The 10,889-nt window shown below is 70.0% G+C and carries 11 protein-coding genes; 7 read left to right on the forward strand and 4 right to left on the reverse strand.

The window, feature by feature from the left end:
- Nucleotides 1-21: 21 nt before the first annotated feature.
- The 6 genes from DMA15_RS04460 to DMA15_RS04485 all read left to right on the forward strand — a co-directional run bounded on the left by DMA15_RS04460 (nucleotide 22) and on the right by DMA15_RS04485 (nucleotide 6,237).
- The gene (locus DMA15_RS04460; RefSeq protein ID WP_276314388.1) at nucleotides 22-1,029 is read left to right on the forward strand and encodes a pyridoxal-phosphate dependent enzyme; all 1,008 of its coding nucleotides are present in this window, start codon (nucleotides 22-24) and stop codon (nucleotides 1,027-1,029) included.
- Nucleotides 1,026-1,946 (forward strand): diiron oxygenase, encoded by a 921-nt coding sequence (locus tag DMA15_RS04465; protein ID WP_125511362.1) that lies wholly within the window; start codon nucleotides 1,026-1,028, stop codon nucleotides 1,944-1,946. The genes DMA15_RS04460 and DMA15_RS04465 overlap by 4 nt, the downstream gene beginning before the upstream one ends.
- 39 nt (nucleotides 1,947-1,985) lie before the next feature.
- Nucleotides 1,986-2,987 (forward strand): ornithine cyclodeaminase, encoded by a 1,002-nt coding sequence (locus DMA15_RS04470; protein WP_125511363.1) that lies wholly within the window; start codon nucleotides 1,986-1,988, stop codon nucleotides 2,985-2,987.
- 33 nt (nucleotides 2,988-3,020) lie between these two features.
- On the forward strand, nucleotides 3,021-4,061 hold the full coding sequence (locus DMA15_RS04475; RefSeq protein WP_125511364.1) for an ornithine carbamoyltransferase: 1,041 nt from the start codon (nucleotides 3,021-3,023) through the stop codon (nucleotides 4,059-4,061).
- A gap of 64 nt (nucleotides 4,062-4,125) precedes the next feature.
- The gene (locus DMA15_RS04480) at nucleotides 4,126-5,028 is read left to right on the forward strand and encodes a methyltransferase domain-containing protein (protein ID WP_125511365.1); all 903 of its coding nucleotides are present in this window, start codon (nucleotides 4,126-4,128) and stop codon (nucleotides 5,026-5,028) included.
- 57 nt (nucleotides 5,029-5,085) lie between these two features.
- Nucleotides 5,086-6,237 carry a hypothetical protein gene (locus DMA15_RS04485; RefSeq protein WP_125511366.1) on the forward strand — a complete coding sequence of 384 codons (1,152 nt, stop codon included), beginning with the start codon at nucleotides 5,086-5,088 and terminating at the stop codon, nucleotides 6,235-6,237.
- Here the strand turns inward: DMA15_RS04485 and thpD are convergent.
- The 4 genes from thpD to DMA15_RS04505 all read right to left on the reverse strand — a co-directional run bounded on the left by thpD (nucleotide 6,197) and on the right by DMA15_RS04505 (nucleotide 9,669).
- Nucleotides 6,197-7,126, reverse strand: coding sequence for an ectoine hydroxylase (gene thpD / locus DMA15_RS04490; protein ID WP_240659674.1), 930 nt, complete (start codon nucleotides 7,124-7,126; stop codon nucleotides 6,197-6,199). The genes DMA15_RS04485 and thpD overlap by 41 nt on opposite strands.
- Before the next feature lie 102 nt (nucleotides 7,127-7,228).
- A complete protein-coding gene (locus DMA15_RS04495; protein WP_125511367.1) occupies nucleotides 7,229-8,119 on the reverse strand; it encodes an amino acid ABC transporter permease in 891 nt (296 codons plus the stop codon).
- Complete coding sequence (locus DMA15_RS04500) at nucleotides 8,116-8,763, reverse strand: amino acid ABC transporter permease (RefSeq protein ID WP_125511368.1); 648 nt, start codon at nucleotides 8,761-8,763, stop codon at nucleotides 8,116-8,118. Before DMA15_RS04500 ends, DMA15_RS04495 begins: the two co-directional genes overlap by 4 nt.
- A 21-nt stretch (nucleotides 8,764-8,784) precedes the next feature.
- On the reverse strand, nucleotides 8,785-9,669 hold the full coding sequence (locus DMA15_RS04505) for a glutamate ABC transporter substrate-binding protein (protein ID WP_125511369.1): 885 nt from the start codon (nucleotides 9,667-9,669) through the stop codon (nucleotides 8,785-8,787).
- A 340-nt stretch (nucleotides 9,670-10,009) separates the two neighbouring features.
- Here DMA15_RS04505 and DMA15_RS04510 point away from each other — a divergent pair, with 340 nt between their 5' ends.
- A complete protein-coding gene (locus DMA15_RS04510; protein WP_164551691.1) occupies nucleotides 10,010-10,774 on the forward strand; it encodes a hypothetical protein in 765 nt (254 codons plus the stop codon).
- Nucleotides 10,775-10,889: the final 115 nt, after the last annotated feature.

Consider the following 10,889-nt stretch of genomic DNA (forward strand, 5'->3'; position numbering starts at 1 on the left):
TCTCCTGACAGCTCGGATTCAGTGAGCAGTTCCTGGTCTCCAAGCCCGGTGGTTCCGCTGGGCATCGTATTCGACGACGTGCCGAGAACGATCTGGCTGAAACTCGAATCACATAACCCCTACGGTTCCATAAAAGGGCGCACCGCATTCGCACTCTGGCAGAGCGTCAAGGACCGTATTGATCCCCGAATCGGCTTGATCGAGTCGACGTCGGGAAATCTCGGTCTCGCGCTGGCCGGTTTGGCCGCATCCTTGCAGGTCCCTTTCACCGCCGTCGTGGACCCCCGGGTGAGCCCCTCGGTGCGGAACACCATGCGCGCCCTGGGCGCCAGAGTGGTCACGGTCGACCGGCCGGACGGAGCCGGTGGGTTCCTGCTCAGCCGCCTCGCCCATGTCGGGCAGCGGGTGCGCTGCGAACCGGGGCTCGTATGGCCGAACCAGTACACCAACCCCGCCAACCCGGCCGTCCATGCCCAGTGGACGGCGCCGGAGCTGCGTGCGCAGCTGCCCGCGAGGCCGATGAGCGTCCTGGTCGCGGTCTCCACCGGTGGCACGCTGGCGGGTTTCCGGGACTACGTGGTCGCCCACGAACCGGCCTGGGAGCTGGTGGGGGTGGACGTCGTCGGCTCGGTGGCCCTGGGCGACGCGCACGGTGAACGTGTGCTTTCGGGAATCGGGGCGAGCCGCAGGTCAACCTTCCTGCCCCATGGGTACCGACCGGCCGTGCACGTCGATCCGCCGGAAGCGGTCAGCGCGTGTCTGTGGCTCGAGGAGACGACCGGGATCGCCGTGGGCTCCAGCTCCGGCGCGCTCGTCGCGGCGGCTCTGCGGCTGTTTCGCGAAGGCCCCGGACGCACCGACGTCGTCTGCGTGTGCCCGGACGGCGGGGACCGCTACCTCGACACCGTCTACTCACCGCTGTGGCGCTCCCAGCACGCCCTGACCCCGGTCGACATAGCCGACGGCGTCACCACCTCGGGCCGCCCCGGCCCGGTGGCCCCCGTCCAAGGTGAGGTGACGCTGCGTTGAGCACGGGCGAGAGGGACTGGTACCGGCGTGCCGGGGTGCGCGGCGGCCCCCGGCGCCGTCTGACGGACGAACTGGAGACCGGGCGGACCTTCTTTCCGACGGCTCTGGTGCCCTACCTGGACCACCCGCGGGTGGTCGAACTCGGCGAGGCGAGCCGGCGGGAACTCCTCGCCCGGCACCTCTTCCAGTACCTGGACTTCACGGCCCAGTTCGAGACGCGCGTGGTGAACCGTGCCACGGAACGCATCGCCGGCAACCGGTGCGGAGTCGAGACGGACGCCGAGGTCCGGCTGGACGCGTACCGCATCTACTGCGACGAGGGGTACCACTCCCTCTACAGCTTCGACGTCGTCCAGCAGGTCGCCCGCGCCTCAGGGGTGGCGCCGCTGCCCTACGACTTCGGGCCGTTCCTGCAACGGCTCGACGCGGTCGGGACCGAGGCGCTGCCGTACGAACCGGCCCTGGCCCAGCTGCTGCAGGTCGTGGTCTTCGAGACGCTGATCACGGCGGTGCTGAGCGACATCCCCAAGGACCGCGATGTGCTGACCGTCGTCCGGGACATCGTCAGGGACCACGCCAAGGACGAGGGCTGGCACCACGTGTTCTTCTCCCACTTCTTCCGTGAGCTGTGGACCCAGGAGTCCGCCCGGTCACGTGGCCGCATCGCGCGTTGCCTGCCCGATCTGATCCGGTGCAGTCTGCTCCCCGACCTGCGGCCCGTACGCGCGTCGCTGGCCGCCGCGGGACTCGCGCCGTGGGTCGTCGAGGACGTCGTGCACGACTCCTATCCACCGGCCTCGGTCGACCAGGGCATCCGCAGGGCGTCCCGGCACGCCGTGCGGCTCTTCGAGGAGGTCGGGGCCATGGCAGTGCCGGGCGGTGCCGAGGCGTTCGAGGCCGCCGGTCTGCTGCCGTGAACCGCACGGGCCGACGACCACACAGTCCGAGAGGCGACGATGGCGGAGCAACTCCTTTTTCTCGACAGGGAAGCGGTGCTGGCGAGCCTCGCGCACGTGGACGCGTGCGAGGAGGTCGCACAGGTGCTGTGCCGGCATGCCGAGGGCCGGGTGGAGCTGCCCGCCGAGGGCTACCTTCCCTGGGCCAACGGCGAGGGGGCCTACTGCCGTTCGCTCGCCATGCTCGGGGCGGTGGAGGTCGACGGCGGTTCCCCGCTGCGGGGCATGAAGCTCATCAACGCCGCGACGAGCAACCCGTCCCACGGAAGGGAGCGGGCCGCGGGCCTGATCATGCTCTTCGACCCGGATACCGCCCGGCCGCACGTGCTGGCCGAGGCCGGGTGGCTGAGCGCGACCCGGACGGCCGCCTACACGATGGTCAGCCTGCGCCATCTCGGCCCCGAGCGGTGGGACGCGACCACGTTCCTCGGCTGCGGCATGCTCGCCCGTGTCCATGTCGGGCTGCTGGCCACGGCCTTCCCCCGCATGACGCGCGTACACCTCTACGACACCGAGCCGCGGCGCGCCGAGGAACTGGCCGGCTGGATCCGTGAGCGGCACCCGCACTTCACCGTCCGCGTGGAGCCGGGCGCCCGGCCGGCGGTGGCCGCCGCGCAGGTGGTGGTGACGACGACCACCGCCGACCGGGGCTACCTTCCGGCGGCGTGGCTCGCGCCCGGCACCTTCGTGGCCCATGTGTCGCTGGCCGACCTGCTGCCCGACGCGTTCCTGGAGGCGCAGGGGGTGTTCGTGGACGACGTCGCCCTGGTGGCCGACAACCCGCGCAGGATCCTGGGGCGGTTGATGCGGGAGAGCCGGATCACGGCGTTGAGCGGCACCCTCGGTCAGGTCCTCATCGGCGAGCGGCCTCCCGTCCGGCCCACCGCGTCCCACGTCATCAGCAACCCCTTCGGCATGGCCGTCCTGGACGTCGGGCTGCTCGGCGCGGTGCACGAGGCCGCCGTCCGCCTGGGCCTCGGCCAGAAGCTGACCCTCTACTGAACCGAGCCCTGACCCTCCGCTGAAAGGGACCGCATGGACGACGTCTTCTCCCGGCCCGGCCCCGCTCCCGCGCACGGCCTGTTCTCCCTCGCCGAGTTGGAACCCGCCGTGATCGGAGAACTGGCCGCGAGATCGGTGGAACTCTTCCGGGACAAGGAGGCACACGACCGGCCGCTCGCGGGCAGCGCCGCGGGCATCCTGTTCACCAGGACCTCCACCCGCACCCGGACGGCCTTCACCGTCGGTGCCATCCGGCTGGGCGCCGTCCCCGTCACCTACGGCCCTCAGGATCTCCAACTGAACACCGGTGAGTCGGTGGCCGACACGGGGCGCGTCCTGGGCAGCATGCTCGACCTCCTGGTCGCCCGCACCTCCGGCCCGCTGGACGAACTGCGTGAGCTGTCCCGCCAGGGCGGCCTGCCGGTGATCAACGCGATGGCGGCCGAGGAGCACCCCAGTCAGGGCCTGACCGACCTCGCCACCCTGCGCCTGGCGCTCGGGGACCTCACGGGCGTGAGCCTGCTCTACATGGGCGAGGGCAACAACACCGCCGTGGCCCTGGCCCATGCCCTGGCGGCCGTACCGGGGGCCCGGGTCACCTTCAGTACGCCGTCCGGCTACGGGCTGCCCGACGAGGAGTTGGCGAGGGCGTCGCGCCGAGCCGCGACGGTGGGCGCCACGCTGGAGGAGGTGCACGACCCCGCGCTGCTGCCCGACCGGGTGGACGTCGTGTACACCACGCGCTGGCAGACGACGGGCACCTCTAAACCGGACGCCGACTGGCGTGAGACGTTCCGTCCGTTCCACGTGGACGCCGCCCTGCTCGCCCGCTGGCCCGAGGCCCTGTTCATGCACGACCTGCCCGCCCACCGCGGGGACGAGGTCGCCGGTGAGGTCCTGGACGGGCCGCGCTCCCTGGCCTGGACGCAGGCGGCCATGAAGCTCGCCGGGGCCATGGCCGTCCTGGAGTGGGTGAGCGGCCCGGACACCGACGTCAAGCGCGGCCGGGACACCGACGTCAGGCGCGGCCCGGACACCGACGTCAGGCGCGGCCCGGACACCGACCGGAAATGACGTGCCGCGCACCGCACACCGCGCACCCTTCCCCGCCCACCCCCGCACGGATCGAGGTCCTGCCATGAAGCCGACCCGTGTCACCGCCTACCGGCATCTGACCCCCCATGACCTGACCCCGCCCTCGTCCTCGCACGTCTTCTTCGAACCGGCCGACACGGAGATCGGCGTGTGGGTGGCGCAGGACCTCATCGACGAGGGCTGCGCCGTCCTGGACCTCGGCTCCGGCAGCGGCGCCGCCGCGGCGGCCATGGCCCGCGCGGGAGCGGCCCGGGTCCACGGCGTCGACTCGGGGGAACACACCGTGGCGTGGGCGCGCCGGCACTACGCCGCGTACGACGGCGACCGCCCGGTCACCTTCGCGCTCGGCGACTTCACCGCGCTCTCCCCCACCGAGCTGCTGGCCACGGCCCCGGTCCCGCTCCGCCGCCCGCTGGTCGTCACGAGCAATCCGCCGTACGTTCCCCTCTCGCCCCGGGTCGACGCCCTGCGCCGGTCCGTCGGCGGGGGGACGGACGGGCTGAAACTGATACCCGCGGTCATCCGGCACGGCCGTGCGCTGGGAGACGGCCTCGGCATCACCATCGGCAGCTACTCCAGTCCCCGCAAAGCGGTCGACATGCTGGAATCGGCCGGTTTCACGGTGCACGCCGTCACCCTGTGCCCGCTGCCCCTCGGGGAGTTCACCCGGGACCACCCCGACCAGATGCTCCTCCTGGAGAAGCAGGACGAGGCGGTCCTCTGGCGCTCGGGTCCATATCCGCCCGCGTACTTCATCGTCGGCCTGGCCTGCCGCAAGGGCGGTGAGGACCGGCTGACCGGCGACGGGCTGATGGAACTCCTGCGTACGGCCGCCCGTTCCCGCACCACGCGTCTGGAGACCCTGGACGAAGCGGCCTTGCCGCACTGGCCGGGTCTGGTCCGCGTCGTGGATCTGCCCACGCCCGCAGTCCGCCGGCACTGGTGACCTCCGCCCGCCCGCTCCCGGGGCACGTCGTGCCCCCCGCACGCAAAGAGGCCGTTCATGAACACCGCCCGGATCGCGCCCGTCTCGCCCGTCAGCGTCACCACCGGTGCCGTCGAGCACAGCGTCGACTTCATACGTCCACGGCTGCTGGCGAGCGGGCACGGCCGGGTGTCCCTGTATGCCGGCGTGCAGATCAACGGCGCCCCACACCTGGGCACCAGCGTCATGCAGACCTCCGCGTTCCTGCTCGCCCGGACGGCCCGGGAGAAGTTCGGCGTCGACGTGACACTGCGGTTCGGCGCGCTGGACAACGCGGCCTGCGAGACGCGCCGGTGCCCGCGCACGGGAACCCGGTACGAGCGTTCCTTCCGCCATGCCCTGGGCGGTGAGCGCATACAGGAACTGATCCGGACGTACTACGGAGGCTTCTTCGCCGCGCTGTCCGCGATCACGGGCGTCCCCCACGAGATCGAGACCTACACACAGCAGCAGAGCCGGCCGGAGTTCCGGCGGGAGTTCCTTGAGTCGCTGACCCGGATGGACGCCCTGCGGTGGGTGCTCGCGCCCTCGCACGGCAAGGTGCCCATGAGCCCTCCGTGCCCGCGGTGCGGCTGGGCGCAGAAGCAGGGCGAGCACACGGAAGTGCTTACGGCCGGACCCGACCACGCGGAGCTGGCTGCGGTCTGCCTGGACCACGGGGGTTACGTGGCGCGGGTGCGCGCCGACGGGGCGAGCGGGGCGGAGGGGGGCGACGAGACCGGCGGGGCGTACGAGGCGTACATCGGCTCGGGCACGCTCCACCGCAACCTGCTCAAAGAGCGGGTGGCCGCGCGGGAGGACGCGCTCGCCGTGGTGGTCAAGGGAGCCGACTGGGCCGCGGGGTGCCGTCTGCTCGACGAGGCGTTCCTCTGTTATCCGCAGGCGGTGCTTCCCGCGCGCCTGTTCACCCCGGTGGTGCTCTCGGCGTCCGGGGCCAAGCTCTCCAAGTCGCTCATCCGCGCGGGCAGGACGGAGGCGACGGCGGGCAGCGAGCCCTGGATGCTCGACGCGGGCGCCTGGCCCGGGACGGTCGAGGAGTACGCGCGGCTGCTGCTCGGCCTGGTCAAGCTGATGCTGTCCGAGCCGCGCCACTTCGAGCGCGGCTACACCACGCTCGAAGTGGCGCGGCTCATCGACGCGGCAGGTCTGCGGATCGGGGCACCGGCGTGAAGTCCCGGTCGGCGAGGTATCCCGGGCGTGCTTCCGGAGCCGCGTACGGCGTGGTCAGTGGGTTGTCGACGCTGTTGTAGACGACGAAGAGGTTCGTCCTGGCGAACGGAGAAACGTTTCCTCCGGAGGCGTGCAGGCAGTTGCAGTCGAACATGACCGCGGAACCGGCCGCTCCGGTGAACTGGCGGATGCCGTGGCGTTCGGCCAGTGCCGTCACCGCGGCACGGTCGGCCGGGCCGGCCGGGAGGTTCTTTCCCAGCAGCGAAAGCTTGTGATAGCCCGGTGGCGTCTGGCCGACGGAGGGTACGAAGGTCCGCTGGGACCCGGGGATGATCATGAGCGGGCCGTTGAAGGGGAGGTTGTCCGTGAGGGCGACGGAGAAGCTCAGCGCGCGGGGCGCGGGCATGCCGTCCTCGGAGTGCCAGGTCTCGAAGTCCGAGTGCCAGCCGAACTTGGAGCCGTCGAAGGCCGCCTTGTAGTTGATCCTGCTCTGGTGGACGTAGACGTCCGAACCGAGGACCTGTCGAGCGCGGTCGGCGAGGCGGCCGGAGTGGACGAGGCGCCTGAAGACCTCGCTCAGCCGGTGCACCTCGAAGACGGAACGGATCTCGTCGGAGTCCGGTTCGGCCACCACCCGCTCAGAGGAACGCAGTGCGGGCTCGGCTGCCATGCGGCGCATCTCCGCACGGCACTCGCGGGCTTCGGCGGGGTCGAGGAGCGCGCCGAAGGCGAGGAATCCGTCACGGTCATAGGCGGCCACCTCCTCGGCGGAGAGCGGGCCTTCTTTCCCGTCGCCCCACACCACCGGATGGTGACGCTGAAAGGGCGCCGACCTGGTGACGGAACGGGTGGGGTAGAGATCGTCCACGAATTCGACAGATTCGGTCACAGTGATTCCTCCGCAGCCGGGCAGTGGATACGTTTTCCCTGCCCGTGGCATCCCCGAAGAAACTCTCCTGAGACCGCGCCCGTCGAGTCCGCGCCATTCCTGTCACGAATTGCGTGCCGCGAGGTGCCGGGCCACACGGGAAAGAAGGAGACACATGATGATGTACAGCGAACCGACCACGCAGAGAACGGGGAGGTAGGGGTAGCCGGAAGGAGTCGCCGTGTTCTGCGCCAGGAGTTTTCCCGCGTAGAGAAGCTCCTCGTACATGATGAAGAAGCCGAGCGAAGTGTCCTTGAGTGTCACCACCATTTGGCTGATTATGCTCGGCAACATGGTCCGCACCGCCTGCGGCATGACCACCGCCGTCATCACCTGCGTCTTGCGCATTCCCAGCGCGTACCCCGCCTCGAACTGGCCTCTGGGAACGGCTCCGACTCCCGCCCGCAGGATCTCCGCCTGTGCCGCACCGTTATAGAGGGCGATACCGATCACCAGGGCCCACAGCGTGGGGCTCCCAAAATTGTCCGCCACCCATCCGCCCGGGCTCCCGAAGTCCCTTCGCAGGACGTCGGCGACAGTGGTGACGTACGTACGCAGAAGGTCGGTGGCGTACAGGGCGAAGACCGTGATGATCACCGGAACCGCGCGGAAGAACTCCACCAGCGCCCCGGCCGGCCAGCGCAGGACGCGATGTGCGGAGAGTCGCCCGGCCGCGAACAGGAAACCCAGTGCCAAGGAGAGCACCACGGAGAGGACGAACGCCTTGAAGGTGTCCACCACGCCGGCGAGGATGCGCAGCTGCACGCCGCGATATTGGAATGCCTCCCACATCCGCGCGTCGAACTGCCCGGCGTCCGAGAACCGGAGGAAGGCCCAGCAGACAGCGCCCCCGGTCACCAACGCCACCAGCACCGCGTACCAGGTGTGGCGGCGGCGGGCGCGCGGGCCCGGGGCCTCGAACAGGGCGGACGCCGTCCGGGGACCGGACTTCATCCCGGCACCGCCAGACGACGCTCCAGCAGATGGAAGCCGGTACTGATCACCGCGATCAGCACCAGGTAGGCGGCGGTCACCCACAGGAAGACGAGCGCGACCGCGTATCCGCGCTCCACCAGGGTCTTCTCGGTGCTGAACAGTTCATAGACGCTGAAGCCACCGGCGAGCGCGGAGTTCTTCACCAGAGTGATCACGACATTGCCCAGCGGGGGGACCGCCGCCCGCCCGGCCTGGGGAAAGACGATCAGTGCCGCCGTCTGCGCCGTGGACATGCCGAGGCTGCGGGCGGCTTCGGCCTGTCCCAGCTCCACGGCATTGACGCCCGAGCGCAGCGCCTCGCACACGAACGCGGACGCGTAACCGCCCATCACCAGTACGGCGAGCGTGAAGTATCCCGCTTCGGTGAGGCCCAGCATGGGCAGCCCGAGCGTCACACCGAAGAAGAGGACGGTGAGCGGGGTGTTGCAGAGCACCGTCACCACCGTCGCGCCGAGGCCGCGGCAGAGCGGCACCGGACTGACGCGGAAGGAGACGAGCACGATGCCCAGGGCGAAGGCGAGCAACGTGCTCAGGCACATCAGTCGGACGGTGCCCACAAAGCCCTGCCAGAAGAGACCGGCGTTGTCGGTCAACACCTCCATGGGCGCCTCCAGGCTGAGGGATCAGTACCGCTGCACCGGTGGTGGAGTCGGCGCCGGGACACCGGAACGGCCGAGGGTGGCTTGGTACGCCCGGAGCCAGTTTCCGTTGCGGACGTGGTGTTCGAGAGCGTCGTTGACGGCGTCGCGAAGAGCCGCGTCCCGCCGTCCCAGTCCCACCCCGTAGGGCTCCTCCGAGAAGGGCCGGCCGAGGACGCGTAGACGTCCCTGGTTCTGCGCGGCGTAACCCTTCAGGATCGTGTCGTCGGCGGTGACCGCGTCGACCACGTTCATGATGAGATCCTGCACGCAGTGCGCATAGCTGTCGTGGGAGACGACGGTCGCCCCGAATTCCGGCTTGCGGATGCGCTGGAAAGGGGTCGATCCGGTCACCGTGCAGACTTTTTTGCCGCGCAGTTCCTTTGGGCCACCGATGGTTCGATTGCCTTTGTCGACCAGCAGGTCCTGCCCGCCCAGATAATAGGGCCCCGCGAAGGAGACGTGCTTTTTCCTTTCACTGTTGATCGTGTAGGCGCCCACGTACAGATCGACGTCCCCCTTCGCTATCGAGAGCTCCCGCACTTGCGGGGCGACCGTCTTCCACTCGATCTCGTTCGGCGCGAATCCCAGATATGCCGCGACCATTTTCGCGATCTCGACGTCGAATCCCGAGCGCTGTCCCGTCACCGGGTCCTCGAAGCCCATGAAGGGGTGGTCGGACTTGACGCCAATGGTGAGGGTCTTCTTCGCGATGGCGCGGGAGTCTTCTCCGACGGGGTACTCAAGGCGGGGAGCGCTCGCCGTCAGCGCTCCGACGCTGCCCGGAACACTGCCTTCTCTTCCGCACCCACCCAGAACAGGGAATAACAGCAGTATCAGGAGACTCAGGCGACGAACCCGTGCTCCCACCTTCCCTCCTCAGGACGATGTGGGGCGTGCACCGGAATGAAAGCAGTGTCCCGCTCAGTTTAGCGACGCTGATGTGCCGCGCTACCCGGCGTCTTTCGGCTCCCCCGGGTCAGCCGGTCTTCCGCCAGCTGCCTCCCTTCTCTAGGCGGTAGGCCCCGGTGAGCCGGCGCTCGTCGGCGCCGGTCCGCGGCGTGACGCCTGAGGGGGCGGGGGTGGTCGGCACGCGGTGTCCTCAGTCCCGGGCCGGGGGCTTGTCGGCGGTCAGCGGGACGGTGCGGGTCCTGACGCCCTAGCAGGCGGCGGCACTGGGCGACGGCTCCGCCGGCACGCTCGGCACGCAGTGCGGACCTGGGGCCTCAACCACAAGGGCCAACTCGGCACCGGCACGGGCAAGAGCGACGAGACGAACGAGAACCACAACACCCCGGTCGAGGTCCCGGGCCTCACCGACGTGGTCAGGATCGCCGCCGGTTGCGACTACAGCCTCGCCGTGAAGTCCGACGGCACGGTATGGGCCTGGGGCGACAACTCCAAGGGCCAGATCGGCATCAACAAGGACGACTCCGACGTGGCGTTCAGCAACAAGCCGGTCCAGGTCCAGGGTTTGCCCACGAGCCAGAGCGGCTCGGCCGACCCGGCCGGGCCGGGCGGAACGGAGACCGGGACGGGCACGGGCACGGGGACGGGCACGGCCGAGGGAACGGGTCCTGGCGTGCAGGACATCGTCGCCGGTTACGACCACGCGTACGCCCTCTACTCCGACGACAAGGTCTACGGCTGGGGCAACAACGAGAACGGGCAGCTCGCCGACGGCACGACGATCAACCGGACGAGCGCGCACGAGGCCATCGAACTGCCCTCGGTGAAGGCGATCTCGGCGGGACGCGGGTACGGCCTCGCCGTTCGCACCGCCGGGAGCGGCGCCAGCAACGACATCATCAGCTGGGGCCTGAACGACCACGGCCAGCTCGGCGGAGGCGACGACCACACCCATGACCTCACCGACAACGACGAGTTCGTCACGGTCTTCCCGCAGGAGGCGGAGACGGCCAACCCGTTCACCCGCGTCACCGCGGGCAACAGCCAGTCCGGCTACGCCTACTGAGTAGGCCCGACCAGTCGCGCCCGGCGCGGGCCCGCCCCTCCACACCCAGTGGCGGGGCGGGCCGCACGCCGGGCACGATGATCTGATTGACGCGGCGAACGGGCTGTGCGAGCCT

The sequence above is a fragment of the Streptomyces sp. WAC 01529 genome (genome assembly GCF_003945545.1).
Classification (GTDB): Bacteria; Actinomycetota; Actinomycetes; order Streptomycetales; family Streptomycetaceae; genus Streptomyces; species Streptomyces anatolicus.

Excerpts from the sequence above, each read along its gene's own strand:
- DMA15_RS04470 (WP_125511363.1), top strand. The coding sequence starts at position 1,986 with ATGGCGGAGCAACTCCTTTTTCTCGACAGGGAAGCGGTGCTGGCGAGC.
- DMA15_RS04475 (WP_125511364.1), top strand. The coding sequence starts at position 3,021 with ATGGACGACGTCTTCTCCCGGCCCGGCCCCGCTCCCGCGCACGGCCTG.
- DMA15_RS04480 (WP_125511365.1), top strand. The coding sequence starts at position 4,126 with ATGAAGCCGACCCGTGTCACCGCCTACCGGCATCTGACCCCCCATGAC.
- DMA15_RS04485 (WP_125511366.1), top strand. The coding sequence starts at position 5,086 with ATGAACACCGCCCGGATCGCGCCCGTCTCGCCCGTCAGCGTCACCACC.
- DMA15_RS04495 (WP_125511367.1), bottom strand. The coding sequence starts at position 8,119 with ATGAAGTCCGGTCCCCGGACGGCGTCCGCCCTGTTCGAGGCCCCGGGC.
- DMA15_RS04500 (WP_125511368.1), bottom strand. The coding sequence starts at position 8,763 with ATGGAGGTGTTGACCGACAACGCCGGTCTCTTCTGGCAGGGCTTTGTG.